Here is a 25,740-nt window from a genome sequence, read left to right on the forward strand (position 1 = left end):
GGTGCATGGTGGTGTTGCGAACGCCGTGGATAGCCGATCCTGTCGGCATTTGCCAAAGTCGCTTCCGAGAGCTGCCGTTGCGGCGCAATCGGTCGGCGGGCGGCGGCATTGTATACGGCGACGTAAGAAACAGTCTCTAGGAACGCGACCATCTGCATTTTCCCGACGCAAACGCTTTTCACGTTGCCAGAAAATGCTCTAGAAGCGCGAGAGGGCGAGGGCGTCGCCCGTCTATGTTGGATATCATGTCGAAATCCTTGAATCGTCGGCAGTTTCTGGAAGGCGCGGCGATCGGCCTGGCCTCCGCTCCGCTGATCGGCGCGACGCCGGCGGCTGCGCAGAGCAGCTGGGCGGCGCTGGTTCAGTCCGTGATCGCCGAGGGCCAGAAATTCGACCCGGCCCTGGTCGTCGAGACCGCACGTCAACTGGCGCGTCGCCCGTTGGTGCCGGTCGTCGCGACCGATCTGCCGGACGGTTATACCGCCCTGCCCTTCGATCAGTATTCGGGAATCAGGGCGCAACCCGGAGGCTTGATCTGGGCTGGAGAGAATCGCGGCTTCACCATCGAGCCGCTGCATCGCGGCTATGTCTTCTCCAGCCCGGTCAGCCTGTTCACGGTCGAGGACGAGATCGTGCGCCGCGTCGCCTTCGACCGCGGCAAGTTCGACTATGGCCGCGTTACCCCGCCCCCAGCCAATGTCGACCTGCAATTCTCCGGGATGCGGATCGCGACCGGGCTGGAACGGCCCTATGAGGTTGCGATATTCCAGGGCGCAACCTTCTTCCGCTCGCTGGCGCGCGGGCAGAATTATGGTTCGACCGCGCGGGCGCTGATCCTGCGGCCGGGCGAGACGCGCGGTGAAGAGATTCCATTCTTCCGCGCCTTCTGGATCGAGCGGCCGAGCCCCGCTTCCGGTTCGCTCGTCATCCACGCCTTGCTCGATTCGGAAAGCCTCACCGGCGCGGTGCGGATGACATTGCGCCCCGGCGACATCACCCTGATCGATGTCGAGATGACGCTGTTCGCGCGGCAAGCGCTCGACCATGTCGGGCTGGGTTGCACGATGGGCACCTTCCTCTCGGGTCCGCAGAGCCGGCGAACCTTCGACGATCTGCGCCCCTCCGTGCACGAGGTGTCCGGAGTGCAGATGCTGACGGGCAACGGCGAATGGATCTACCGTCCCGTGAACAATCCCGCGACCTTGCAGGTTTCGTCCTTCATGGACTCCAACCCCCGCGGTTTCGGCCTGGTCGAGCGCGAGCGCGACCCCGCAGCCTTCCAGGATGACGACCAGCGTTTCGAATTGAGGCCGAGCGTCTGGGTCGAGCCGCTCGGCGAATGGGGCGCGGGTTCGGTACAGCTCATCGAGATCCCCAGCGATTCCGATGTGAACAAGAACGTCATCCTCTATTGGCGGCCGCGCCAGGTGCTGGCGCCGGGCAGCGAGACGACACTGGCCTATCGGCAGGCCTGGTGCTGGCAGCCGCCGGAGCGGCCGGCGCTGGCGGTCTCGGGACGCGTGCGGCAAGGACGCGGCTCACAAGGCCGCCGCCGCCGCTTCATCGTCGACTTCACCGGCGACCGCCTGGCCGATGCCGCGGTCGTCGCGTCCACCCGTGCCAACATCACTGCGACGCCGGGTACGATCCAGAATGTCCGGATCTGGCCCTATCCAGAGCGCAAGCTGATGCGCGTCGGCTTCGAGGTCGATCCCGGCACGGAGAATTTGAGCGAGCTCAGGCTCGTCTTGCAGTCCGGCGGTCAGCCGGTCTCGGAAACCTGGTTGAATCGATGGACGTGGTGACCGCAGCGCGCCCGGATACGGCCGCCGGGACTGAAGCGCGACGCTATGCAGTCAGCGCCGAGCCGGCGACGCCGCCCGAGAACCGGCTGCTCATGCCGGTGCAATCCTTCCGGAGCTGGAAGGCGTCCGACCGGCGCAAGCCCGCTGTGCCGAAGCTCTGGACGACGCCCTGGCTGAAGCGGCTGTTCGTCTTCGGCGGTGGCATGGTGCTGACAGCCTATGGCGCCTGGGAAATGTACAATGTCGTGTCGGTGAGCCGCACGACCTCGCTGCAGTACGTCTTGCTCGTGCTGTTCACGGTCAATTTCTCATGGATCGCGCTCGCCTTCACCAGCGCCCTGCTGGGTTTCTTCGGGCTTCTGGTCGGAAGCGGACGCACGAGCCGGGTCGAGACGCTGCAGCACCGCACCGTCGTGGTGATGCCGATCTACAATGAATCGACGGCGCGGACCTTCGCCGCGCTCGCGGCCATCAAGGAATCCGTCGAGGCGACGGGCCTTGGCGAGCATTTCGACTATTTCATCGTCTCCGACACGACCAATGCCGATGTCTGGATCGCCGAGGAACGCGCCTTCCTGGCGCTGCGCGAAAAGCTCGGCCCCGAAGCCCGCGTCTATTACCGGCATCGGCCGAAGAACCACCACCGCAAGGCCGGCAACATCGCCGATTTCGTCACGCGCTGGGGCGGCTACTACGAGCATATGGTCGTGCTCGACGCCGATAGCCTGATGACCGGCACCTGCATCGTCCGGCTCGCGGCCGCGATGGAGGCCGATCCCGATTCCGGCATCATCCAGTCGCTGCCGCTGATCATCAACCGCAACACCTTCTTCGCGCGGCTCCAGCAATTCGCCGCCCGCGTCTACGGCCCCGTCATCGCGACCGGGCTCGCCATGTGGTCGGGCCGCGACGGCAACTACTGGGGCCACAACGCGATCATCCGCACGAAGGCCTTCGCCGACCATTGCGGCCTGCCTGACCTGAAGGGCAAGCCGCCCTTCGGCGGCCATGTGCTGAGCCACGATTTCGTCGAGGCGGCGCTGATGCGCCGTGCCGGCTGGTCGGTCTATATGCTGCCCGACCTGACGGGATCCTATGAGGAGAGCCCGCCCTCGCTGATCGACATCTCGGTGCGCGACCGGCGCTGGTGCCAGGGCAACCTGCAGCATTCGCGCATCATCGGGGCGAAGGGCTTCGTCTGGTCGACGCGCCAGCATTTCGCCACCGGCATCATGGGCTATCTCGCCTCGCCCTTCTGGCTGATGCAATTGGTCGTCGGTATTTTGATCGTGCTGCAGGTCAATTACGCGCGACCGGAATATTTCACGCAGGAGTTCACGCTCTTCCCGGTCTGGCCGCGCTTCGACCCCGAGCGCGCCTTGAACCTGTTCGCATTGACCATGGCGATCCTGCTCGCGCCGAAAGGCTTCGGGCTCGTCCTGACCCTGATCAACGGCAAGCTCCGGCGCGCCGGCGGCGGCGCGATCAGGCTGATCTTCTCGGCCTTGCTCGAGATCCTGTTCTCCGCCTTCTTCGCGCCGATCATGATGCTGATCCAGTCCGGCTCGGTCTTCCAGATCCTGCTCGGGCGCGACACCGGCTGGAATCCGCAGCGGCGCGACGACGGCTCGATCCCGCTGAAGGACATCATCCGCCGGCACCGGACCCACACGGTGCTCGGTGTGGTCGCCGGCATCTCGGCCTTCATGATCGCGACATCGCTGTTCGCCTGGATGTCGCCCACGATCGTCGGCCTCGTGCTGGCGATTCCCTTGTCCTGGGCATCGGGACAATTGGGGCTGGGCCTCTGGCTGAAGCGGCACAAATTACTGGTGACGCCAGAGGAAGGCGACCCGCCAGCCATCGCGCTGCGGGCGAACGCGCTGCAGGCTGAATTCGCCGAGGCTGGCTTCGACGAGGCGGACGGGCTCGTGGCGCTTCATGCCGACGCGGCTTTGCGCCACGCCCATGACATGATGCTGCCGGAGGGCCAGCCGCGTCGGCGCGGCGAGATCGAGCCCGACCGCGCCGTGGCGCAGGCCAAGCTCGTCGATGCCGAGACGATCGAGGATGCCGCGATCTGGCTGAAGCCCAAGGAGCGCATGGTCGTGCTGCACGACCGGGCGCTCGTCGGCCTGCTGGCGACCTTGCCCAAAGAGCGCGCCTCAGCCTGAAGCGGCGTCTTGCGCGATCAGAAGCCTTGTTGCGCGATCAGAAGCTCATCGCGGCGGCGTTGATGACGCCAGCCGCAAGTGAGGCCGCTCCAAGGAAGAGCGCCGCGGCGAGCTCTCCCGAGGCGATCCGCGACGACAGGTTGGGCAGCACCAGCCGCACCAGCGCATAGACGACCAATTGCACGATGATGGCGACGATGCCCCAGACCGCGAGATCCACGATCGTCGTGGAATGGACGATGGCGCTCGACAAGGGCAGCGCGAAGCCGATCAGGCTCAAACCCAGCGAGAGTGCGGCAGCGAGGTTGTTCTGACGGATCAGGCCGAACTCGTTATGCGAGGTCGCGAGCGTGTAGATCAGTAGGTAGAGGCCGGCGAGCGCCAGCGAGCCGGTAAAGAACAGGGCGAAATCCGGAAGTTTCGCCAAAGCGTCAGCTATCATGGATGGCCCTGTCCCGTTCGCCGGGACAGGATGGCTTCAACCCTGCTCGAAGGCAATAACGCAGCCCAGCGCAGCGGCCGCCGGCACGACAATCCGCTCCTCGCCCTGTGCGAAGGGAGCGCCCGCTGCACGCAGCCGCGTGGCGACGGCTTCGAGATCCGCCACCGTCACGCAAAATCCGAGAAAGCGCGCCGGCGTCGGGTCCGGCTCGACATGGTAGATCGCGCTCGCGGCCTCGCCATCGAGCACGTCGATGCGACCGCGCGGCAGGTCCAGGACGTAATCCTCATTGCCCTCGAGGATCTCGGCCCCGCCGGTAAAGGCGGTGAGGAAGGCGCGGTGCTGCTCGGGCTCGTCCGTCACCAGGATCGCCGCAGACAGCCCGGTCGCGCCATTCTCATGCTGCTGAAAGGCCGGATTCCAGAAATTCTGCGGTTCGTGCTGCTCGCAGACGAAGAAGCCGCATTCAGGCGCGGCGGCATCGTCGGCAAAGGCAAGCGAAAAGGCGACGCGCACCTCCTCCCCGCTCGGGCGGCGTGCCTGCCGTTCGAAGAAAAACGGCTCGAAGGCGCCGATGCCGGCGGCCTTGAAGGCGAGATTGTCGGCCTTGGCGTCCTGGCTTTCCAGAACCAGCATCGACATGCCTTCGCCGCGCTCCAGGGCATCGCGCACGAAAGCCCCGAAGGAGAAGCGACCCGGCGCAGGCGCCGGAATCGATTCGGCATCGCCAATGGTGATCAGCTCGAGGAAGGAGCCTGGAAACTGGACGATCCGATTCTGCGTGCCCCAGGGATGGCTGTTGCGTACTCCGACGCGGAAACCGAGCTTCTCATAGAAGGCGCCGGCGGCGTCGAGATCGCGCACGCCGATGACGAGATGGTCAAGGCCGCGAGGGGTGGTGGGAGCAGGCATGGCGATGTCTCGCAAGGCAGGAGGCTCGGACAGCTCCTTGTCTAGCAGGTCATCGGGCGCAGGTCATGGCGCGATGCAGGTCATGGCTCGATATAGTGCGGCAGGAAGCGTGAGGTGTTTTTGGTGATCGGCGTCGCATCCTCCCGAATGCAGAGGCCGCAAGCCTGCGAGGCGACGAGCCAGGAGCCGATCACCGCGTAGTTTCCGTCGGACTGGAACAGGTTGGTCGCGGCGTCCTGCAGGATGAAGCCCTCGGCGCCATAGGGACCATCATCGCTGTCCAGCACCTTGCCGCGCTCCAGCAAGGTGATGTTGGCGCCCTCGCGCGAATAGAGCGGCTTGCGAACCCGGCGCGGCGACAGGCTTTCGCAGCGAGGATCGCCTTCGAAGAAAGCCGGCAGCAGGTTCGGATGGCCGGGTTCCATCTCCCAGAGGCAAGCCAGCAAGCCCTTGTTCGAGAGCAGCGCCTTCCAGGGCGGCTCGATGAACTGGCAGCGCGAGCCCGAAAGCGCGCTGGCATAGCGTTCGCGGAAGAGCCATTCCCAGGGGTAGAGCTTGAACATGGTCTCGATCGGCACGTTCGAACCGTCGCAGAAGCAGCCATCGGTAAGCAGGCCGATCTCTTCGATGAAGGTGAAGCGGGCGTCGAGCCCGGCCTGCTTGGCGCAATCGAGCAGATAATCGACCGTGCCCTTGTCCTCGGCGCTCTCCTGCACGCAAGCAAGATGCAGTCGATAGGGCGACGGCGCACGCAGCCCGGCAAAGGCGGCGATCAATCGCTCATGCAATGAATTGAACTGGTCGCAGCCGGCGGGCAGCCTGCCATTCGCCATGGCCTGCTCGAGCCAGTCCCATTGCACGACGCTCGATTCGAACAGGGCCGTCGGCGTATCGGCATTATATTCGAGCAGCTTGGCCGGCCCACGCCCGTCATAGGCCAGGTCGAGCCGGCCATAGAGATTGCGCTCGCCGCGCTGCCAGCTCTCGCGGATGAAGGCCCATTGCGCTTCGGGAATGGCGAGCCGAGTCAGGACCGCGTCATCGTCGATCGCCTTCTCGATGAAGGCGAAACAGAGCTGCTCGATCGCCTCGGTCGGCGCCTCGATATCGCGCTCGATCTCGTCCAGCGTGAAGGCGTAGGCCGCGCCTTCATCCCAATAGGTTGCGCCGTCGATGGTGTGGAAGGCAAAGCCGAGGCGCTCGACCTGAGCCTGCCAATCCGCGCGCGCTTCGAAGACGACGCGGCGCATCTCAGGACGAGGATGAGGAGCTGAAGGAATGCGAAGTCGAGCCGAAGCCGCCGCGCGAAGCAACGCTGGTCGTGCTGACGCCGCTGCTGGAACCGCCGCTGCGCGCGACCAACGCTTGACCAGATGACGTCGAATAGGCGCGGGAATAGCTGCCCCCGCGGGAACCACCACCGCTGCTGCTCGATGAGGAGCGCGCCTGCTGGCATTCCTGTGCCTGGGAGCCCGGCGGGCAGGCGTCGCGCGTCGGCGGCAATAGCGGCTGCGCCGCGCCGCCGCCCTGGCTCAAACTGCGCGCCAGCATGATGCCGGCAAGGGCGGGAATGACGACCTGCGCCCCGTTCCAGGTTGCGCTCTGGCAGGAGCCGGCGCCATATTCGGTCTCGCAGGCGCTGGTGTTGCTGAATTTCCTGGCGTCGCGCAAATGATTGGCCGTGGCCTCGTTGAAGCGCTGCTCGCATTGGCTGGCGCTCAATTGCCCGCCGGCGCGGCACTCGGCGAGGGTGTTGTAGACGAGGCTGTCATCATCGTCGCTGCCTGAGAGTGACCAGACGGTCGCGACCAGCACCACGCCCGCCGCCGCCAATCCGATCTGCGTCGAGCGCTTCATCGCGCCGCCCTCTCAGACAGTCATGCTGGCGGCCGCCAGCGTGCCGGAAATCACGGCGATGACGGCCAGCATCGCCGCCGAGGGAATGCGATCCTCCTCGATCTTGCGCGAAAGCTCGGGAATGATGAGGCGAGCAAGGCCATAGACGGCGAACTGGATCAGCATCGCGGCGATGGCCCAGAGCACGCAGTCGGGAATGCTGCTCGCCTGCGCGATCGCTTTTTCCAGCGGAATCGAAAAGCCCGTCAGATTGCCGCCGAACGCGATCGCCGCCGAAAGATTTCCGGCGCGGATCAGCGCGATCTCGTCATGAGCGGTGATCCGCAGATAGATAATGGCGAAGCCCGCGATAAGCGCGGCGCCGACCACGAAATAGAGCAGAAAGGCGGGAAGCCCCGCCATCGAGATTGCCATGCCGCTCGCCCCCGGGCCGCAAAAAGCTGTTCGATGACTATACGTGAGTTATGACACAACGCCAGTGTACAGAAATTCGGGCGGTCTAGGAACTCGGCGGGTTGTATAGACGCCTTCCAGGCCCGGTCAGGATTGCGGTAGCTTGCCCTCATGAAGATACGCGCAGCCAGTTGTGCTTGTGGCCAGCTTCGCCTCAGTTGCGAGGGCGAGCCCGTCAGCGTCTCCCTGTGCCATTGTCTCGAATGCCAGCGACGGACCGGCAGTACTTATGGGATCGCCGCCTTCTTCCCGCGCTCCAAGATCAGCATCTCGGGTGTTTTCTCGGATTACTCGCGACCATCCGACAGCGGCTATGCGGTGATGCATCATTTTTGCCCCAGTTGCGGCAGCACCGTCTTCTGGGAACCAACGCGAAAGCCGGATGTGATCGCCGTTGCCGTCGGAGCCTTCGCGGATCCGGCGTTCCCCGCCCCCACGAAGAGCGTTTATCGGGAACACCGGCATCCCTGGGTCGCCGCCCCTGAGTGAGGCGACCGCTAGATGCATCGGCCCGAAAAGTGGGAACCGGTTTCCGGAACAAGCCGATGCAAGGTCAAGGCCTTACAGCATCAGACCGAATACGATATTCGGTCTGATGCCGTAGAGTGTTTTCGAGCGAAGCGGATACCGGCTCGCGTGAAGAAAACGCGCTGAAACAATTCGCTCCAGCCTGGTTCAGACCAGCCGGCTTTGCACCACGGCAGCCTCAACGAAGCTTGCAAAGAGCGGGTGCGGTTCGAAGGGCCGCGACTTCAGCTCCGGGTGATACTGCACGCCGATGAACCAGGGATGGTCGGGATATTCGACCGTTTCCGGCAGGAGCCCATCGGGCGAGACGCCGCTGAACTTCATCCCTTGCGCCTCGAGCCGCTCGCGATAGCTCATATTGACTTCGTAGCGATGGCGATGACGCTCGGAAATCTCAGTCCCGCCATAGATCTTGGCGATCTTGGTGTCGGGATCGAGGATCGAGGCATAGGCGCCAAGCCGCATGGTGCCGCCGAGATTGCCGTCGGCCGCGCGCTGCTCGAGCTCATTACCGCGCATCCATTCCGTCATCAGGCCGACAACGGGCTCTTCCGTCGGTCCGAATTCGCTGGAATTCGCCTTCTCGATATGGGCAAGCGAGCGGGCCGCTTCGATCACGGCCATCTGCATGCCGAAGCAGATGCCGAAATACGGCACCTTGTGCTGCCTGGCGAAGGTCGCAGCCTTGATCTTGCCCTCCGCGCCGCGGTGACCGAAGCCGCCGGGCACGAGGATACCGTGGACATGCTCGAGGAAGGGCGTCGGGTCCTCCTTCTCGAAGACCTCCGATTCGATCCAGTCGAGATTGACCTTCACCCGGTTGGCGATGCCGCCATGCGTCAGCGCCTCGATGAGGGACTTATAGGCGTCCTTCATGCCGGTATATTTGCCGACGATGGCGATGGTGACCTCACCCTCGGGGTTCTTCACCCGCTCGGAGATGCGTCGCCAGTTCGAGATGTCGGGTTCAGCGCTGGCATCCATGCCGAAGGCGGCCAGCACTTCATTGTCGAGCCCCTCCGCATGGTAGGACAGCGGCACGTCATAGATCGATGCGACGTCCCTCGCCTCGATCACGGCGGTCTCGCGGACATTGCAGAACAAGGCGAGCTTGCGACGCTCCTCGCGCGGGATCTCGCGATCGGTGCGGCAGAGCAGGATGTCGGGCTGGATGCCGATCGAGCGCAATTCGGCGACCGAATGCTGGGTCGGCTTGGTCTTCAGCTCGCCTGCGGTCGGGATGTAGGGCAGCAGCGTCAGGTGGATGAAGATGCACTGGCCGCGCGGCAATTGCTGGCTGGTCTGGCGGATCGCCTCCAGGAAGGGCAGGCTCTCGATGTCGCCGACCGTGCCGCCGACTTCCATCAGGACGAAATCATAGCCCTCATTGCCGGTGAGGATGAATTCCTTGATCGCATTGGTGACGTGCGGAACGACCTGGATGGTCGCGCCGAGATAATCGCCACGGCGTTCCTTGGTCAGGATGTCCATGTAGATGCGGCCGGTGGTGATGTTGTCACCCCGGTTGCAGGGCCGGCCGGTAAAGCGCTCGTAATGGCCGAGATCGAGATCCGTCTCGGCCCCGTCATCGGTGACGAAGACCTCGCCATGCTGATACGGGCTCATCGTGCCCGGATCGACATTGAGGTAGGGATCGAGCTTGCGCAGGCGGACCGTGTGGCCGCGCGCTTGAAGAAGAGCTGCGAGAGCCGCCGACGCCAGGCCTTTGCCAAGCGAGGACACCACGCCGCCGGTGATGAAAACATACCGCGTCATGGGAGGTCACCTTTAACGCCAAGGTTTCGATTCGCGAAGCGGCGCCGCGCAGGGCCGTTGTGCTTCACACGCTTGTCCACAGCCTGACGAGTCCAGCGACCCTCCAGGCTGCCTTTGTCCGTCGAGACCGATCCATCAGGGCCACTATAGCAGCGCAGCTGGACCAGGCCCGGTGGAAGCAGCCGGTTGCCCGGCGGCTTCTCGTCAAAAGAGAAGGGCCGGTTTCCCGGCGGCTTCTCGTCAAAAGAGAAGGGCCGGTTTCCCGGCCCCTGCCCTGTCGTCATTGCTGCGGCGCCGCGGGGGGCGTCGGCGGCTGCGAGCCGCCGCTCGGCCCTTGCAGTTGCCGCAATTGGTCGAGCACGCCGCCGGCATTGGGGGCGCTCGGGCCAGTCGGGTTGACGGGCGCGCTCGTCGTGGGCGCGCCGTCGATGATCGAACGCTGCACGCGGCTACGATTCGCGATCACTGCGAGCACGATCGAGGTCAGGAAGAAGGCGCCGGCCAGAATAGCGGTAGCGCGGGTCAGCGCGTTGGCCTGGCCGCGGCCCGTCATGAAGCCGCCCGCGCCGCCGCCGCCGGAGCCCATGCCGAGCCCGCCGCCTTCGGAGCGCTGCAGGAGGACGACGCCGACGAGTGCGACCACGATGATCAAATGGATGACGATGAGAACGTTCTGCATGGTCTCACGAAAATGGGTATGGAGCGGGCCGCCGCAAGAGCGCCCCGCCCCGTCTGCCCGTATCGGGCTTGTAGAGGTCGCGGCGCACATAGCACGCGTCTACGAAGCGCACCACCCGGCAAATCACGCTTGGCGGTGCCCCGGACTCAGGCGCAGGCCCGCGCGATCGCCAGGAAGTCCTCGGCCTTCAGGCTCGCGCCGCCGACCAGTGCGCCATCGACATGGGCGACATTCATCAATTCCGCCGCGTTAGAGGGCTTCACCGAGCCGCCATAAAGCAGGCGAACGCCGGCAGCCGCCGCCTTGCCGAGAATCCGGCCGAGCTCTGTGCGGATCGCCTCATGCATTTCAGCGACATCGGCGGCCGTCGGGGTCAGGCCCGTACCGATCGCCCAGACCGGCTCATAGGCGATGACGAGACCAGCCGCCGTCGAATCCTCCGGGACCGAGCCGCGTAGCTGCTTCTTGACGATCGCCAGGGCCTTGCCGGCCTCGCGCTCATCCTTGGTCTCTCCGACGCAGATGATCGGCACCAGCAGGGCGTCCCGCGCCGCTTGCGCCTTCGCCTTGACGATGGCGTTGGTCTCGCCATGAAGCGTGCGCCGCTCGGAATGGCCGACGATGGCGAAGCTCGCGCCGGAATCGGCGAGCATCGCGGCCGAGACCTCGCCAGTGAAGGCGCCGCCGGGATTGAGGCTGCAATCCTGCCCGCCGGTTGCGATGCGCGATCCGATCAATGCGGCCGTAGTGGTATAGAGCAGGGTCGCGGGCGGGCAGATCGCAAGATCGACGGCCGCCTTCAGCGCGATGTCATAGCCCTTGGCGACCTCGACCGCGATGGCGAGATCGGCCTTCAGCCCGTTCATCTTCCAGTTGCCGGCCACCAGCGGCCTGATGCTGCGCGTCACGTTTTGCCTCCCAAGATGCTGCGCCGGCTCTAGAGGCTGTTAGGGACTATGGGAAGGGTTTGATGAGGTCAAAACGGCGGAGATGGGAGGAGCATTGCGCAGGCGATACCATCGGTATCGGCAAGCGATGCGACGCTGCACTCCGCCGTTTTCACCTCACCCGCAGGGCGCGGCGCTTTTGCGCGACTGCGGCGTCGTTCTTCGTAGCAAACCGGAGGGTTTGCGTCCTCGAACTGCTGACATTCGCGCAAAATCGCCAGCGTCAAACCCTTCCCATAGTCCCTAACAGCCTCTAGCAACGGCCGGCCCATGCCGCAATCGCCCTGCAACACCGCAGTGCCGATCGACTCAGGAATGATTGCGAGTTGCGCAAGCGGTTCCTATAAGCGGCACCGACAAAAACCGGCGGCGCGCCCGCTTGCGCCGCATCCGGACAGGAAAGACTTAAATTCAATGATGATGCAGGGCATCCGCAAGGCGGGTCAGAGTTTCCTCGGGAAGCTCATCATCAGCATAACATTCGGCTTCCTGATCCTGTCCTTTGCGATCTGGGGTATCGGCGACATTTTCCGCGGCTATGGCCGCAACGAAGTCGCGCGCGTCGGCAAGGTCGAGATCGGCCTCGAACAGATGCGCACGGCCTATCAGAACGAGATCCAGACGCTGACCCGCCAGCAGCGCCGCCAGATCACGCCCGATATGGCGCGCGCGATTGGTCTCGACCGGCAGGTGCTGTCGCGGCTGGTGACGGAAGCGGTGCTCGACCAGACGGCGCAGGGCATGCGGCTGGCCGTATCCGACGAGACGATTCGCAACCTGATCTTTGACGATCCGACCTTCCGTGACGCATCGGGCGCTTTCTCGCCGGCGCGTTTCAACGAATTGCTGCGCAATAACGGCTATAACGAGCAGGCCTATGTCCGCGAGCAGCGCGCCACCATCCTGCGCCAGCAGCTCGCCGAGATGGTCGTGGGCGCAGTCGCCGCGCCCGTGGCGCTGCAGGAGATCGGCCACCGCCTGCGCAACGAGAAGCGTAGCATCACCTTCGCCCGCGTGCCGGTGAGCACGGCCGGTGAGCTCGCAGCCCCCACCGAAGCTCAGCTCAAGACCTTCTTCGACGAGCGCAAGGCCGCTTTCCGCGCGCCCGAATACCGCACCGCCAGCATGCTTTCGATCTCGGCCGAGACGGTCGCCGATCCGGCCTCGGTCAGCGAGAACGACGTCAAGGCGCGCTATGAGCAGATCAAGGGGCAGCGCTTCAGCTCGCCTGAGACGCGCTCCATCCAGCAGATCGCCTTCCCGACGCCGGAAGAGGCGCAGGCCGCCAAGGCCCGCATCGACGGCGGTGAGACCTACGAGGCAGTGGCGACCCAGCGCAACGTCGCCGAGAAGGATCTCTCGCTCGGCACCTTCGCCAAGAGCCAGGTCTTCGATCCGGCCGTACGCGACGCTGCCTTCGCGCTGGCGCAAGGTGCGGTCAGCGCTCCGGTGACGAGCGCCTTTGGCCCAGTCCTGCTGCGCGTGACCGCGATCACGCCCGAGCGTGTACGCCCCTATGAGGAGGTCGCGACCGAGCTGCGCAGCGAGATCGCGACCAGCCGCGCCACGAGCCTGATTACCGACCTGCACGACAAGATCGAGGATCAGCGCGCTGCCGCCAAGCCGCTGGCCGAGATCGCCAGCGAATTGAAGCTGCCCTTGCGCACGCTCGGCCCCGTCGATGCGAGCTTGCGCAAGCCCGATGGCGCGACCGAGACGGCCGTGCCGGGAGGCGACGCGACCGTGCAGGCGCTCTTCCGCTCGGATATCGGCGTCGACAACGAGGCGATCCGGCTGCCGCGCGATACCGGCTATGTCTGGTTCGATCTAACCAAGATCGATCCCGCCCGCGCGCAGGGCTTCGATGAGGTCAAGGCGCAGGTCGAGGCGCAATGGCGCGCCGACGAGGTCGCGAGCAAGCTCTCGACCAAGACGCGCGAACTCGTCGCTCAGCTCGACAAGGGCGAGGCTTTCGACGCGGCCGCTTCGACCGCCGGGCTCACGATCGAAAAGGCCGCCGATATCGGCCGGCAGGAGCAACGCCCCGACTTGCCGGCCAATGTGGTCAGCCTGATCTTCGGCACGGCGGTCGGCAAGAGCGGCGCGGCGTCTCTCGCCGATGGCGGGCGCGTGCTGTTCAAGGTCGATAGCGCGACCGTGCAGCCCTATGCCCGCACGACGCAGGAGGCGGATAATTTCGCCCGCCTGCTCGCTTCGAGCATCAGCGAAGACGTCCTGTCGCAATATGTCGGCAAGCGGCAGTCGGAGCTCGGCGTCAGCGTCAACGAGGCCGCATTCCGCAACGCCACCGGCGGCGCGCAGAATTGACCATGCAAGCCGCTTTCGAACGCTTCGCGCAAAGCTACGAGGCCGGCACGGCACAATTGCTGCGCCAGGTGCTGGTCGGCGATTGCGAGACGCCGGTCGCCGCCTTCCTGAAGCTGCGGCACGCGACGACGGGCCCGGCCTTCCTGCTCGAATCGGTCGAAGGCGGAGCCGTGCGCGGGCGCTACTCGATGATCGGGCTCGAGCCAGACCTGATCTGGCGCTGCCATCACGGCGAGGCCGCCTTGTGCCGACCGGCGCTCGGCGACAGCTTCCTCACCGATCCGCGCCCGGCCTTCGAAAGCCTGCGCGCATTGCTGGACGAGAGCGCGATCCCCGACAGCGAAGGGGCGGAAGGCGAGAAGCTGCCGCCCATGGCCGCCGGCGTGTTCGGCTATCTCGGCTACGACATGGTGCGCCTGATGGAGCGCCTGGCCGAGCCGAAGGAGACCGGCACCGGCGTTCCCGACGCGATCCTGATGCGCCCGACGCTGATGGTCGTGTTCGATTCGGTGCGCGACGAGATCCATGTCGTGACCCCGGTGCGGGCTCAGCCCGGCATCGCGGCCCGCGCGGCCTATGAGCAGGCGCAGGACCGGCTGGACGCCGTGGTGATGGCGCTCGAAGGGCCGTTGCCGGCCGATGCCGCCATCGACATCGCCAATTTGCCGGAGCCGGCGATTGTCTCGAACACCAGCGAGGCGGATTTCCACGCCATGGTCGCCACCGCGCAGGATTATATCCGCGCCGGTGACATCTTCCAGGTCGTGCTGTCGCAGCGCTTCGAGGCGCCCTTCCAGCTGCCGCCCTTCGCTCTCTACCGGGCGCTGCGGCGGGTCAATCCGGCGCCGTTCCTGTGCTATCTCGACTTCGCCGACTTCCAGATCGTTTGCTCCAGCCCAGAAATCCTGGTCCGGCTGCGCGACGATACCGTCACCATCCGGCCGATCGCCGGGACGCGGCGGCGCGGCGCGACGGTGGCTGAGGACGACGCGCTCGCCGAGGAATTGCTGGCCGACCCGAAGGAACGCGCCGAGCATCTGATGCTGCTCGATCTCGGCCGCAACGATGTCGGCCGGGTCGCGCAGATCGGCTCGGTAAAGGTGACCGATTCCTTCTTCATCGAGCGCTACAGCCAGGTCATGCACATCGTCTCGAATGTCGAGGGCACGATCGACCCGCAGCATGACGCGCTGGCCGCCTTGTCCGCCGGCTTTCCTGCCGGCACGGTCTCGGGCGCGCCGAAGGTCCGGGCGATGGAGATCATCGACGAACTGGAGCGCGACGCGCGTGGCGCCTATGGCGGCTGCATCGGTTATTTCGGCGCCAATGGCGAGATGGACACCTGCATCGTGCTGCGCACGGCGGTGGTCAAGGACGAGCGCATGCATGTCCAGGCCGGCGCCGGCATCGTCTATGATTCCAACCCGGCATCCGAGCAGGCCGAATGCGTGAACAAGGCGAAAGCCCTGTTCAAGGCAGCGGAAGAAGCGATCCGCTTCGCCTCGCGGGTTGGGCGCGGGCAGTAGAGGCCATAACAGCCTCTGGCTCGCTTCAGCGTATAGCCAGCGTCGGCGAAGCCGGCGCCTCGTTCAACCAGGCATGGCCGGCGCGCGCCTGTTCGTAGCCGAGCTTGAACAGCTCCTGCATGTAAAGCGAGTCGAACTCCGAGCGCGGCTTGCCCGCGAAATCGTCCGGCACGGCCGTGAAGGCAAAGCTTGCCCTCAGCCGACGCGCCCGTTCCGAGATCGCGGCGATGTTGGAAAGCGCCTGGTACTTCACCAGGGTCGCGATCGAGCGCGTCGCCAAGCCTGCAACCGTCTGGATGCTCGCCTTGTATTCCGGCTTCAGCTTGCCGTTGCGGATGACGAAGAGCGCCAATTTGCGCTCATGTCCGAGATTGCGCCGCGCCGCACCGTTCAGATCGAGCCCCGGCGGAGCGAAGAAGATCTGCGAAGCGACACCGCCATCGACGTGGAGCTCGTCATAAAGCCGCCCATTGCTGGAGACGCTGAGCCGCACCGGCGGGAACGCGGCTGGGATCGCGGCCGAAGCCAGCAGGATATCGACGAAGAGCTGGCGGCGGCTCGCCTGGCCACTGGCGGCGATCGCACCCATGTCCCAGATCACCGGGCGCTGGGCATCGAGATTGGTGGTCTGCACCAGCAGGCGGCGGCCCTTGCGATGCTCGACCGCGATGGCGTCGAGCAGATCATCGCTGGCATAGCGCTCGATCAGGCGACGCAGTGGCGCAGTGTCGTAGAGCGATTCGCCGACGAGGCCGATCACGCCCTTGTCGTTGAAGAGGTCCTTGTCGCCATAGCGGGTGTAGATTTCCTCGAGTTCGGCATCATGCGCGGGGCCGAGGAAGGCAAACGGCGCGGCGAGCGAACCGGTGCTGACGCCGGTGACGACCTCGAATTGCGGGCGATCTCCGCGCGCACTCCAGCCCTTGAGGAAACCTGCACCATAGGCGCCGTCCGCGCTGCCGCCAGAGATCGCCAGGAAGGAAGCCGATCTCTGGCAGGGTTCGCAGCCCGATCTGGCGATCTGGCGGTACTGGACGTCGAGATAGGTCTTCGTCTGCGCATCGACCGCGTCGGCCCAGAAGCGGATCACGCCATAGCCGGTGAGTTCGGCCGTCGCGAGCCCTTCATAGGGCAAGGCCTGAGGCCGCTCGCCGGTGTTGCAGCCGGCCAGCAACAGCGCGGCCGTCACCATGCCAATATACCGGCCGATATATCGATTGAACGCCACGCACCGCCCCCGCGCACTCACCACAAACGCATCCTGCTGGGCGATAGCCTTACCACGCAACGGCGTTCGACGGCGCTGCAACTTGACCGCCCTGCCCTCGACCGTGCATGACCTTGCGCCCTAGCTTGAGCCTTGAACCGATGCGCATCCTGCTGATCGACAACTACGACAGCTTCACTTGGAACCTCGTCCACCTGATCGGCGGGCTGGGGGCTGACGTCGTCGTGCGCCGCAACGATGCGGTCACGGTCTCTGAGGCGTTGTCCGACGACTACGACGCGATCGTGCTGTCGCCCGGCCCCTGTACGCCCAACGAGGCCGGCATCTGCCTTGACCTCGTGCGCGAAGGCGCTGGAACCAAGCCGATCTTCGGCGTCTGCCTGGGCCTGCAGGCGATCGGCCAGGTCTTCGGCGGCGATGTCGTGCGAGCTCCCCTGCCGATGCACGGCAAGATCTCGGCGATCCGGCATCAGTCGCGCGGCATGTTCCGTGGCATCAACGGGCCGATCCAGGCGACGCGCTACCATTCGCTCGTCGTCTCCCGTCAAACCTGCCCCGCAGCACTCGATATCGAGGCGGAGAGCGATGACGGGTTGATCATGGCGCTGTCGCATCGCGAATTTCCCGTGCAGGGCGTGCAGTTCCACCCCGAGAGCATCGCCTCCGAGCATGGCGCGACGATCCTGCGCAATTTCCTCGAGAGCTCCGAGCGATGGTCGCAGCAGCACCGCCCCGCCGCCCTGCCCCAGACCGCCTGATTTCACAGAGTTCCCATGGACGACTTCAAACCCTTCATCGCCAAGGTCGCGACCGGAGCCACGCTTTCGCGCGACGAGGCCAAAGACGCCTTCGACACGATACTCTCGGGCGAGGTCACCAACGCCCAGGCCGCGGCCTTCCTGATGGCCTTGCGCGTGCGCGGCGAGACCACAGAGGAGATCACCGGGGCTGTCGCCGCTATGCGCGGCAAGATGGTCAAGGTCCAGGCTCCGGCTGATGCCATCGACATCGTCGGCACCGGCGGCGATTCGTCGGGCTCCTACAATGTCTCGACATTGGCCGCGATCATCACGGCCGCCTGTGGTGTGCCTGTCGCCAAGCACGGCAACCGCGCCGCCTCCTCTCGCTCGGGCGCGGCCGATGTGCTGATGGCGCTCGGCGTCAAGGTCGGGCTCGACGCGGCGGCGACAGAGCGCTGCATCAAGGAGGCCGGCCTCGGCTTCATGTTCGCGCCGACGCACCACGCCTCGATGCGCCATGTCGCGCCGGTGCGCACCGAACTCGGCACCCGCACGATCTTCAACCTGCTCGGCCCCCTGTCGAATCCGGCCGGCGTGACCAGGCAGCTCGTCGGCGCCTTTTCCGAAACCTGGCTGGAGCCGATGGTGAAGGTTCTGGCCTCGCTCGGCTCGCAGCGGATTTGGGCCGTGCACGGCTCCGATGGTCTCGACGAGATCACCACCACCGGGCCGACACGGGTCGTCTCGCTCGATGGCGGCAAGATCGAGAGCTTCACGATCAGCCCGGGCGATGTCGGGCTTGCGCTGGCGAAGCCTGCGGATCTGCGCGGCGGCGAGCCGGAACAGAATGCGGCCGCGCTGCGCGCCGTGCTTGATGGGCAGAAGACCGCCTTTCGCGATATCGCGGCCTTCAATGCGGCGGCTGCGCTCGTCGTTGCCGGCAAGGCGGGCGATCTGCGCGACGGGCTGGCTCAGGCTTTCGCCGCGCTCGACAGCGGTCGCGCCAAGGCCCGGCTCGATGCATTGATCGTCAGCTCGAACGCGTGAGGCGGCGATGACCGATATTCTCGCGAAGATCGAGGCCTATAAGCGCCAGGAGATCGCCGCCGCCAAGGCCGCGGTCCCGCAAGCCGAGATCGAGCGGCTGGCGCTGGCCGCCTCGCCCGTACGCGGCTTTGCCGCGGCGCTCGCGGCAAAGCATGCCACGGGCCAGCCGGCATTGATCGCGGAGATCAAGAAGGCGAGCCCGTCAAAGGGGCTGATCCGGGAGGATTTCGATCCGCCATCACTGGCGAAGGCTTATGCGGCAGGCGGAGCCGCCTGCCTCTCCGTGCTGACTGACGCGCCATCGTTCCAGGGTCGGCCCGAATTCCTGACGCAAGCGCGCGAGGCCTCCGGCCTGCCGGCACTGCGCAAGGACTTCCTCTACGACGCCTATCAGGTGTTCGAGGCGCGGGCCTGGGGCGCCGATTGCATCCTGATCATCATGGCCGGCGTCGACGACGCCACGGCGCGCGAGCTCAACGCCACGGCGCAGAGCCTCGGGATGGACGTCCTCGTCGAGGTTCATGACGAGGCCGAGCTCGATCGTGCGCTAGAGATCGACAGCCATCTGCTCGGCATCAACAACCGCGATCTGCGTAGCTTCCATGTCGACCTCGCCGTCACCGAACGCCTGGCACCGCGCATTCCCGATGATCGGATCATCGTCGGCGAGAGCGGCATCTTCGGCCCAGCCGATATCGCCAGGCTGCGGCTCGTCGGCGTCGACACCTTCCTGGTCGGCGAGAGCCTGATGCGCCAGGCGGATGTGGCGCAGGCGACGCGCGCTCTGCTTGCCCGTCCAGGCAAGGAGGCCGCGGCGTGACCGGCCTCAGCCACCTCGATGCGCAGGGCCAGGCCCATATGGTGGATGTTGGCGACAAAGCCGAGACGACGCGTATCGCCATCGCCGAGGGCAATGTGGTGATGCAGGCAGCCACGCTCGACATCGTGCGGCGCGGCGACGCAAAGAAGGGCGATGTGCTCGGCACCGCCCGGCTCGCCGGCATCATGGCGGCCAAGCGCACGCATGAACTGATTCCGCTTTGCCACCCGCTGCTGATCAGCAAGATCGCCGTCGATCTCACGATCGACGAGGCATTGCCCGGCGTGCGCGTGCGCGCCGAGGTGAAGATGAAAGGCCAGACCGGCGTCGAGATGGAGGCACTCACCGCCGTCAGTGTCGCCTGTCTCACCGTCTACGACATGGTCAAGGCGGTCGATCGCGCGATGCATATCGAGGGCATTCGGCTGGTACACAAATCCGGCGGGACATCCGGCGTCTACGAGGCGGGGCAGCCGGCATGAGCCTGACCCCGGTCAAGGTCGCACTGCAGGCGCTGCTCGACAGCGTTCCCGCGCCCACGCCCGTCGAGACCGTTCCGCTCGCCTCCTGCGCCGGGCGCGTTTTGGGCGCCGATATCGTCGCGCTCAGGACGCAGCCGCCTTTCGCCAATTCCGCCATGGATGGCTACGCGGCCCGAGCCATAGATCTTACGCCGGCAAATGAGCTGCGTGTCATCGGCGAATCGGCGGCCGGGCGCGCCTTTGCAGGGACGGTCGGCGCCGGCGAGGCAATTCGCATCTTCACCGGCGCGCCTATGCCCGACGGTGCCGATACGATCCTGATCCAGGAGAATGCCGACGGTGTCGGCAGCGCGGTCATCCGCGTCCGCGAAGGGGCTGAGCCGGGGCGTTTCGTCCGCCCCGCCGGGCTCGATTTCCGCAAAGGCGACCTCCTCCTCCCGGCGGGACGCCGGCTCGACAGTGCTGCACTCGGCCTCGCGGCAGCAGCCGGACACCCTGCCCTGCCGGTTCGACGCAAGCCTCTGGTCGCGATCCTGGCGACCGGAGACGAGCTCGTCCTGCCGGGCGAAACGGTCGGGCCCGACCAGATCGTCGCCTCGAACAGCTATTCCTTGGCGGCGATCGTCGAGGAGCTCGGCGGAACGGCCTTCGATCTCGGCATCGCGCGCGACAATCATCCTGATCTCGCCGCCAAGATCGAGCGGGCGCGAGCAGCCGGCGCTGACGTGCTGATCACGCTCGGCGGCGCTTCGGTCGGGGCGCATGACCTTGTGCAGGAGGCCTTGAAGCGCCAGGGCATGGAGCTCGGCTTCTGGAAGATCGCGATGCGGCCGGGCAAGCCGATGATGATGGGACGGCTCGGGGCCATGGTCGCCGTAGGCTTGCCCGGTAACCCGGTCTCGTCGATCGTCTGCGGGCATCTGTTCGTGGCACCGCTGATCGAGGCGCTGCTCGGCATGCCCGATCCCGCGCGCGACCGCAGCGAGCCGGCGATCCTCGGAATCGATATGCCGGCTAATGATGAACGCGAGGATTATCTGCGCGCCGATCTTCAGCACATCGAGGCCGGTTGGCTCGCCAGCCCCTTCGCCAAGCAGGATTCCTCGATGCTGGGCAATCTGGCACGTGCTCGGGCGCTGGTCATTCGCCCGGCCCATGCAAAGCCGGCAAAAGAAGGCGCGCCCTGCCGGATCATCCGCCTCCGCTAGAGAAAGCGTTATCCGATCGGGTTGCGATGCAATCTGATCGGGTCCGGCTCTGGACTTGCTTGCGGAACACAACACGAACGTGTATGATGTTCGTGATTTGTTTCGAATTCGCGCCGCGGGCGCTGGCGGGGACCATGCTGACACGCAAACAATTCGAATTGCTCCGCTTCATCCAGGAACGCCTGCGTGAAAGCGGCGTGCCGCCCTCCTTCGACGAGATGAAGGACGCGCTCGATCTCCGCTCGAAATCCGGCATTCATCGCCTGATCATGGCGTTGGAGGAACGCGGCTTCATTCGCCGGCTGCCCAATCGCGCCCGCGCGTTGGAGGTGATCAAGCTTCCCGATGGCGTCGGCATGCCACAGGGCGGGCGGGCGCGCTTCAGCCCCTCCATCGTGCAAGGCGGGCTTGGCCAGGGCGGCGGCCTCGGCAAGGCGCGCCCGGCGCCCAGTCCCGAAGAGGATGCGCGGGCCACGATCGCAATTCCGGTGATGGGGCGGATCGCCGCCGGCACGCCGATCTCGGCGATCCAGAGCCGCAGCCATAGTGTCGCGCTGCCGGCGGACATGCTCGGCACCGGTGAACATTTTGCGCTTGAGGTGCGTGGCGATTCGATGGTCGATGCCGGCATTCTCGACGGCGACACCGTCGTCATCCGCCGGCAGGACACGGCCAATACCGGCGACATCATCGTGGCGCTGATCGATGACGAGGAGGCGACGCTGAAGCGCCTGCGCAAACGTGGCTCGTCAATCGCGCTTGAAGCCGCAAACCCGGCTTATGAAACCCGTGTGCTCGGCCCCGATCGGGTCAAGATCCAGGGCCGGTTGGTCAATCTGATGCGGCGCTACTGAAGCCGATCGGGCTCGGCTGCCACATCACCCGTATCGTTCCTCTCCGGCTGCCGCGTCGGGGGCGGCTGCGCGGGCCTTGGGCTTGTCACCGCGCGCTTGCGCATCCAAGGGCGATCGGCATCCTTCCGTTCTGCCTGGACCATACGCCAGCCGCCTGCAGTGCCGATGAGGGAGGTCGCGCCGTCGCGGCTCAGGGCCGTCCGGTCGACCAGCTTCGCTGCGCAGGGAGCCGACCAGGGTATCGGCGTGACGACGAGATCGGCGCGCAGGCAATCCTCGATGACGGCGAGCCGGTCTTTCGCATAGGCGATGCGGCGGCCATTGCGGGCAGTGACGACACAGCCTTGCGTATCGCAAGCCGCATTCTGGCGCAGGCTCGCATCCGTGGGCTGCCGCCCATCGCCATCGGCGGTGAGCCATTGTTGCAGCACGAAGCTGCTTGGCCGGCCGGCCAGAATGAAACGGTCGTCGGCTCCGCGCACGACGAGACCGGAACCGTCGCGTTCGATGACGATATCCGGCCGGTCCGGCTTGGCCGCAACCGTGACACCCATCACCAGCGGCACGATGGCGAGCAGCCGAAGCTTCGTGCTCCACAGCGTCAGCCAGAGCAATGTCATGGCGAGGCAGACCAGCGCGGCCTCGCCGAAGGCGGGAATGATCAGCGTCGAATGGTCGATCGCCGCGACCCAGTGGGCCAGCCGCAGCACCACCTCGGAGGCGGCGCCCATCAGCCACCAGGCCGGCCAGTCGAGGCCGAAGGGGTAGACCAGCACTCCGAACACCGCAGCCGGCATGACGAACAGCGAGACGAAGGGCAAGGCGAGCGCATTGCCGAGCAGCCCGAACGGATTGAAGGTCTGGAAATGATAGGCGCCGAACGGAGCCGTCGCCGCCGTCGCCAGCAGGGTCGTGATGACGGTGCCGCTGGCGGCGATCCAGAGTGGGCGCAGCGGCCAGGGCCATGGCGATGGCGGCGCGGTCTGATTGCGTTCCTCCCAGCGCTCGGCAAAGGCGATGAGCGCCGCGACCGCCCCGAACGACATCTGGAAGCTCGGCCCGAGCAGCGCCTCGGGCTCGCGCAGCAAGACGATGATGGCCGCCAAGGCAAGGTTGCGCATGCTCAGCGCCGGGCGGTCGATCAGGATTGCGCCGAGCATCACCAGCGTCATGATCAATGACCTGACGGTTGCGACGTCGGAGCCGGAGAAGATGCAATAGGCGGTTGCTCCGACCATGGCGGCAACGGCGGCAATCTTCTTGAGCGGCCAATGCAAGGCCAGCGTCTGCGAGAGCGCCAGCAGCGCCCGCACCAGCCAGAGGATCGTACCGGCGGCGAGCACCATGTGCAGGCCCGAAATCGAGACGACGTGGTAGATACCCGCCGCGCGCAGATCGGCATTGGTCGTTTCCGTGATCAGGCCACGCTTGCCGGTCACCAGCGCCGCCGCCATCGCACCGGCCTGCCCGCCACCGACGCTGGCGATGCGGGCGGTCAGGGCGTTGCGGGCGCGGTCGATCAGCACGGCTCTTGCGAGCTCGGGTGGAGGCGGGCCGGGCGCCGGCGTCAGCATGATCTTGCCGGGGATATTGCCGACCGCGCCGATGCCGCGAAAGAACGCGTCGCGGCCGAAATCATAGCCGCCCGGTCGCGCCGGACCAGGTGGCGGCAGAAGGCGCGCATTGGCCGTGATATGATCTCCCGGCGCGACTGTCTCCGCCTTGATGTTGACGCGGACGCGTTTGGGCCGTCGCTCCGCTTCGACGCCGGCTATCCCGGTGACCAGCACGACGAGGCGAGCGCCTGCATCGCGCGCCTCGACGGATTCGACATAGCCGGTGAGCTGGCCGCTGCGCGGGCGATCCAGGATCGGCGCCATGATCGTCGCGGTGCGCCAGGTCGCCGCCGAGAAGCCGACGAAGACCGCAACCAGCCCGAGACAAACCGGCAAGGCGAGCCGCCGCCGGCGCAGAGCTATGGCGAGGCCGCTTGCAAGCGCGACGCCGGCAAGCGGCGCCCATAGCGCGGGCTCCCGGTCGCCGGCGAAGTAGAGCAGAATGCCGATGCCCATCATGACCGGGAACCAGAGGAAGAGCCGCCGTCGCTCCGCCTCTGCGGCGAAGGCCTGTCGCGCCTGCCTGGGCCAATCCCGCCATGCCAGGCCGACACCGCCGCCGAGCCATGAGCCGGGCAGGCGCCACGGCAGGACGCCGGCCAGCGCGCCGCGTGATTTCATCTGCTCTGACGGTCCCCTATGCACCGCCGCCCCTTCCCCCTGCCCGCCCGCGATCTTGCGCTTAACGCGGGCGGCCGAGCCATGTTACAGGGGCCACGCCGGCTGTCATGCCATGACCGGTGAATTGTCCTGTTTTTGCCTTCCCTTCCTGTTTTGCCTTGGGCTGCCGATTCACGAGCCCAGCCGGAGCCCAGCCTTCATGAGTGATGCGGTCGTCACGCGCTTTGCCCCCTCGCCCACCGGATTCCTGCATATCGGCGGAGCGCGGACGGCCCTGTTCAACTGGCTCTATGCGCGCCGCCATGGCGGAAAGATGCTGTTGCGGATCGAGGACACCGATCGCGAGCGCTCGACGGAACCGGCGATCGCCGCGATCCTCGACGGGTTGAGCTGGCTCGGGCTCGATTGGGATGGCGACACCGTCTACCAGTTCGCCCGTGCCGAGCGGCATCGCGAGGTAGCCCAGCAGATGCTGGCTGCCGGCAAGGCTTATTATTGCTATGCGACGCCGGCCGAGCTCGACGAGATGCGCGAGAAGGCCAAGGCCGAGGGCCGGCCGATGCGCTATGACGGCCGCTGGCGCGATCGTGATCCGGCGACGGCCCCGGTCGGCGTGAAGCCGGTCATTCGCCTGCGCGCGCCGCAGACCGGCGAGACCGTGGTCGAGGACGAGGTCCAGGGCCGCGTCGTCTGGCAAAACGAGAACCTCGACGACCTCGTCCTGCTGCGCTCCGACGGAAACCCGACCTACATGCTGGCCGTGGTGGTCGACGATCACGACATGGGCGTGACCCATGTCATTCGCGGCGACGACCATCTGACCAACGCAGCCCGCCAGACCCAGATCTACCAGGCGATGGGCTGGCAGGTGCCGAGCATGTCGCATATCCCGCTGATCCACGGGGCCGATGGAGCAAAACTCTCCAAGCGCCATGGTGCGCTCGGCGTCGATGCCTATCGCTCCATGGGCTATTTGCCGGTGGCGCTGCGCAATTATCTGCTGCGCCTCGGCTGGAGCCATGGCGACCAGGAGATCTTCTCGACCGACGAGATGATCGCGCTGTTCAACCTGTCCTCGATCGGCCGTTCGCCGGCGCGTTTCGACTACGCCAAGCTGGAGAGCTTGAACGGGCTCTATATGCGCCAGTCCGAAGACCAGGCTCTGCTCGATGCGCTCAAAGTCATCCTGCCCGAGATCGGCCCGGCACGCGGCCTGCCGGCAGAGCTTTCGCCGGAGCTTGAGGCGCGCTTCCTTGCCGCCATGCCTGGCTTGAAGGAGCGCGCCAAGACGCTGATCGAGCTGCTCGACAGCGCCTACTATCTTTACGCCCCGCGCCCGCTGCAGCTCGATCAGAAGGCCACAGCCCTGCTCGACGAGGCCGCACGCCAGCGCCTGCCGGGCCTGGCGGAGAAACTCTCGGCCTTGAACGACTGGTCGCCGGAGGCGCTGGAGGCCGTGGTTCGCGGCTATGCCGAGGAGCATGGGCTCAAGCTCGGCCAGGCAGCGCAGCCCCTGCGCGCCGCCCTGACGGGCCGCGCCATGTCGCCTGGCCTGTTCGACGTCATGGCTGTGCTCGGCCGCGAGGAGACGCTGGCGCGCCTAGTGGATCAGTCATGACGTGGCGAGGGCTCTGTCCCCCTTTCGGCTCTGTTGAACCGCCTCTGCAAATGGTCTAGTGACGCGCCATGTGACCGGC

At 65.9% G+C, this 25,740-nt stretch carries 22 protein-coding genes; 12 read left to right on the forward strand and 10 right to left on the reverse strand.

The window, feature by feature from the left end; genetic code table 11:
* Positions 1-245 precede the first annotated feature (245 nt).
* Positions 246-1,805 carry an OpgD/OpgG family glucan biosynthesis protein gene (locus tag J2Y55_RS05780; protein ID WP_310149050.1) on the forward strand — a complete coding sequence of 520 codons (1,560 nt, stop codon included), beginning with the start codon at positions 246-248 and terminating at the stop codon, positions 1,803-1,805.
* Positions 1,793-3,979, forward strand: coding sequence for a glucans biosynthesis glucosyltransferase MdoH (gene mdoH, locus J2Y55_RS05785; protein WP_310149053.1), 2,187 nt, complete (start codon positions 1,793-1,795; stop codon positions 3,977-3,979). The genes J2Y55_RS05780 and mdoH overlap by 13 nt, the downstream gene beginning before the upstream one ends.
* A 37-nt stretch (positions 3,980-4,016) precedes the next feature.
* Here mdoH and J2Y55_RS05790 read toward each other — a convergent pair whose 3' ends face one another.
* The 5 genes from J2Y55_RS05790 to J2Y55_RS05810 all read right to left on the reverse strand — a co-directional run bounded on the left by J2Y55_RS05790 (position 4,017) and on the right by J2Y55_RS05810 (position 7,604).
* The gene (locus J2Y55_RS05790; protein WP_404978823.1) at positions 4,017-4,406 is read right to left on the reverse strand and encodes a DUF350 domain-containing protein; all 390 of its coding nucleotides are present in this window, start codon (positions 4,404-4,406) and stop codon (positions 4,017-4,019) included.
* 51 nt (positions 4,407-4,457) lie between these two features.
* On the reverse strand, positions 4,458-5,333 hold the full coding sequence (locus tag J2Y55_RS05795; RefSeq protein ID WP_310149060.1) for a VOC family protein: 876 nt from the start codon (positions 5,331-5,333) through the stop codon (positions 4,458-4,460).
* A gap of 80 nt (positions 5,334-5,413) precedes the next feature.
* Entirely contained in the window at positions 5,414-6,583 is a 1,170-nt protein-coding gene (locus tag J2Y55_RS05800; RefSeq protein WP_310149065.1) for a glutathionylspermidine synthase family protein, read from the reverse strand.
* Between the two features lies 1 nt (position 6,584).
* Complete coding sequence (locus tag J2Y55_RS05805) at positions 6,585-7,190, reverse strand: DUF1190 domain-containing protein (protein WP_310149068.1); 606 nt, start codon at positions 7,188-7,190, stop codon at positions 6,585-6,587.
* 12 nt (positions 7,191-7,202) lie between these two features.
* Complete coding sequence (locus J2Y55_RS05810; RefSeq protein ID WP_310149071.1) at positions 7,203-7,604, reverse strand: DUF350 domain-containing protein; 402 nt, start codon at positions 7,602-7,604, stop codon at positions 7,203-7,205.
* A gap of 150 nt (positions 7,605-7,754) precedes the next feature.
* Between J2Y55_RS05810 and J2Y55_RS05815 the strand changes: the two genes are divergently transcribed.
* On the forward strand, positions 7,755-8,132 hold the full coding sequence (locus J2Y55_RS05815; protein WP_310149074.1) for a GFA family protein: 378 nt from the start codon (positions 7,755-7,757) through the stop codon (positions 8,130-8,132).
* A 186-nt stretch (positions 8,133-8,318) separates the two neighbouring features.
* On the opposite strand, the gene J2Y55_RS05820 is transcribed toward J2Y55_RS05815, so the two are convergent.
* From J2Y55_RS05820 to tpiA, 3 genes are all read right to left on the reverse strand, one after another.
* The gene (locus tag J2Y55_RS05820; protein WP_310149077.1) at positions 8,319-9,947 is read right to left on the reverse strand and encodes a CTP synthase; all 1,629 of its coding nucleotides are present in this window, start codon (positions 9,945-9,947) and stop codon (positions 8,319-8,321) included.
* A gap of 280 nt (positions 9,948-10,227) precedes the next feature.
* On the reverse strand, positions 10,228-10,626 hold the full coding sequence (gene secG / locus J2Y55_RS05825) for a preprotein translocase subunit SecG (RefSeq protein ID WP_092165732.1): 399 nt from the start codon (positions 10,624-10,626) through the stop codon (positions 10,228-10,230).
* A 146-nt stretch (positions 10,627-10,772) separates the two neighbouring features.
* Positions 10,773-11,534: a triose-phosphate isomerase gene (gene tpiA / locus J2Y55_RS05830; protein WP_310149082.1), complete on the reverse strand. Its 762-nt coding sequence runs from the start codon at positions 11,532-11,534 to the stop codon at positions 10,773-10,775.
* Between the two features lie 453 nt (positions 11,535-11,987).
* On the opposite strand from tpiA, the gene J2Y55_RS05835 reads away from it, so the two are divergent.
* Positions 11,988-13,901 carry a peptidylprolyl isomerase gene (locus tag J2Y55_RS05835; RefSeq protein WP_310149086.1) on the forward strand — a complete coding sequence of 638 codons (1,914 nt, stop codon included), beginning with the start codon at positions 11,988-11,990 and terminating at the stop codon, positions 13,899-13,901.
* 2 nt (positions 13,902-13,903) lie between these two features.
* A complete protein-coding gene (gene trpE / locus J2Y55_RS05840) occupies positions 13,904-15,427 on the forward strand; it encodes an anthranilate synthase component I (RefSeq protein ID WP_310149089.1) in 1,524 nt (507 codons plus the stop codon).
* Between the two features lie 25 nt (positions 15,428-15,452).
* Here the strand turns inward: trpE and J2Y55_RS05845 are convergent, their stop codons facing one another.
* Positions 15,453-16,655, reverse strand: coding sequence for a patatin-like phospholipase family protein (locus J2Y55_RS05845; RefSeq protein ID WP_310149092.1), 1,203 nt, complete (start codon positions 16,653-16,655; stop codon positions 15,453-15,455).
* Positions 16,656-16,795: 140 nt separating this feature from the next.
* Between J2Y55_RS05845 and J2Y55_RS05850 the strand changes: the two genes are divergently transcribed.
* The 6 genes from J2Y55_RS05850 (at position 16,796) to lexA (ending at position 21,806) form a co-directional block, all read left to right on the forward strand.
* Positions 16,796-17,413, forward strand: coding sequence for an anthranilate synthase component II (locus J2Y55_RS05850; RefSeq protein WP_310150622.1), 618 nt, complete (start codon positions 16,796-16,798; stop codon positions 17,411-17,413).
* 15 nt (positions 17,414-17,428) lie between these two features.
* Positions 17,429-18,442, forward strand: a complete 1,014-nt coding sequence (gene trpD / locus J2Y55_RS05855; protein ID WP_310149094.1) for an anthranilate phosphoribosyltransferase — start codon at positions 17,429-17,431, stop codon at positions 18,440-18,442.
* A 7-nt stretch (positions 18,443-18,449) separates the two neighbouring features.
* A complete protein-coding gene (trpC, locus tag J2Y55_RS05860) occupies positions 18,450-19,262 on the forward strand; it encodes an indole-3-glycerol phosphate synthase TrpC (protein ID WP_310149097.1) in 813 nt (270 codons plus the stop codon).
* Positions 19,259-19,744 carry a cyclic pyranopterin monophosphate synthase MoaC gene (gene moaC / locus J2Y55_RS05865; protein ID WP_310149100.1) on the forward strand — a complete coding sequence of 162 codons (486 nt, stop codon included), beginning with the start codon at positions 19,259-19,261 and terminating at the stop codon, positions 19,742-19,744. Before trpC ends, moaC begins: the two co-directional genes overlap by 4 nt.
* Positions 19,741-20,952 (forward strand): molybdopterin molybdotransferase MoeA, encoded by a 1,212-nt coding sequence (locus tag J2Y55_RS05870; protein ID WP_310149103.1) that lies wholly within the window; start codon positions 19,741-19,743, stop codon positions 20,950-20,952. The genes moaC and J2Y55_RS05870 overlap by 4 nt, the downstream gene beginning before the upstream one ends.
* A gap of 134 nt (positions 20,953-21,086) precedes the next feature.
* A complete protein-coding gene (lexA, locus tag J2Y55_RS05875; RefSeq protein ID WP_310149106.1) occupies positions 21,087-21,806 on the forward strand; it encodes a transcriptional repressor LexA in 720 nt (239 codons plus the stop codon).
* Here the strand turns inward: lexA and J2Y55_RS05880 are convergent.
* Positions 21,800-24,043 carry a ComEC/Rec2 family competence protein gene (locus J2Y55_RS05880; protein WP_310149109.1) on the reverse strand — a complete coding sequence of 748 codons (2,244 nt, stop codon included), beginning with the start codon at positions 24,041-24,043 and terminating at the stop codon, positions 21,800-21,802. The genes lexA and J2Y55_RS05880 overlap by 7 nt on opposite strands.
* A 199-nt stretch (positions 24,044-24,242) precedes the next feature.
* Here J2Y55_RS05880 and gltX point away from each other — a divergent pair, with 199 nt between their 5' ends.
* Positions 24,243-25,661 carry a glutamate--tRNA ligase gene (gene gltX / locus J2Y55_RS05885; protein ID WP_310149112.1) on the forward strand — a complete coding sequence of 473 codons (1,419 nt, stop codon included), beginning with the start codon at positions 24,243-24,245 and terminating at the stop codon, positions 25,659-25,661.
* The last annotated feature ends 79 nt before the right edge of the window (positions 25,662-25,740 follow it).

Source organism: Allobosea sp. BE125, from assembly GCF_031456075.1.
GTDB lineage: Bacteria > Pseudomonadota > Alphaproteobacteria > Rhizobiales > Beijerinckiaceae > Allobosea.

Bases quoted from the DNA above. Each gene is read 5' to 3' on its own strand.
- trpD (WP_310149094.1), top strand. From the start codon at position 17,429: ATGGACGACTTCAAACCCTTCATCGCCAAGGTCGCGACCGGAGCCACG.
- J2Y55_RS05820 (WP_310149077.1), bottom strand. From the start codon at position 9,947: ATGACGCGGTATGTTTTCATCACCGGCGGCGTGGTGTCCTCGCTTGGC.
- J2Y55_RS05880 (WP_310149109.1), bottom strand. From the start codon at position 24,043: ATGAAATCACGCGGCGCGCTGGCCGGCGTCCTGCCGTGGCGCCTGCCC.
- J2Y55_RS05870 (WP_310149103.1), top strand. From the start codon at position 19,741: ATGAGCCTGACCCCGGTCAAGGTCGCACTGCAGGCGCTGCTCGACAGC.
- J2Y55_RS05800 (WP_310149065.1), bottom strand. From the start codon at position 6,583: ATGCGCCGCGTCGTCTTCGAAGCGCGCGCGGATTGGCAGGCTCAGGTC.
- J2Y55_RS05805 (WP_310149068.1), bottom strand. From the start codon at position 7,190: ATGAAGCGCTCGACGCAGATCGGATTGGCGGCGGCGGGCGTGGTGCTG.
- mdoH (WP_310149053.1), top strand. From the start codon at position 1,793: ATGGACGTGGTGACCGCAGCGCGCCCGGATACGGCCGCCGGGACTGAA.
- secG (WP_092165732.1), bottom strand. From the start codon at position 10,626: ATGCAGAACGTTCTCATCGTCATCCATTTGATCATCGTGGTCGCACTC.
- J2Y55_RS05835 (WP_310149086.1), top strand. From the start codon at position 11,988: ATGATGATGCAGGGCATCCGCAAGGCGGGTCAGAGTTTCCTCGGGAAG.
- trpC (WP_310149097.1), top strand. From the start codon at position 18,450: ATGACCGATATTCTCGCGAAGATCGAGGCCTATAAGCGCCAGGAGATC.
- gltX (WP_310149112.1), top strand. From the start codon at position 24,243: ATGAGTGATGCGGTCGTCACGCGCTTTGCCCCCTCGCCCACCGGATTC.
- J2Y55_RS05810 (WP_310149071.1), bottom strand. From the start codon at position 7,604: ATGGCAATCTCGATGGCGGGGCTTCCCGCCTTTCTGCTCTATTTCGTG.
- J2Y55_RS05780 (WP_310149050.1), top strand. From the start codon at position 246: ATGTCGAAATCCTTGAATCGTCGGCAGTTTCTGGAAGGCGCGGCGATC.
- trpE (WP_310149089.1), top strand. From the start codon at position 13,904: ATGCAAGCCGCTTTCGAACGCTTCGCGCAAAGCTACGAGGCCGGCACG.
- lexA (WP_310149106.1), top strand. From the start codon at position 21,087: ATGCTGACACGCAAACAATTCGAATTGCTCCGCTTCATCCAGGAACGC.
- J2Y55_RS05815 (WP_310149074.1), top strand. From the start codon at position 7,755: ATGAAGATACGCGCAGCCAGTTGTGCTTGTGGCCAGCTTCGCCTCAGT.
- J2Y55_RS05795 (WP_310149060.1), bottom strand. From the start codon at position 5,333: ATGCCTGCTCCCACCACCCCTCGCGGCCTTGACCATCTCGTCATCGGC.
- J2Y55_RS05850 (WP_310150622.1), top strand. From the start codon at position 16,796: ATGCGCATCCTGCTGATCGACAACTACGACAGCTTCACTTGGAACCTC.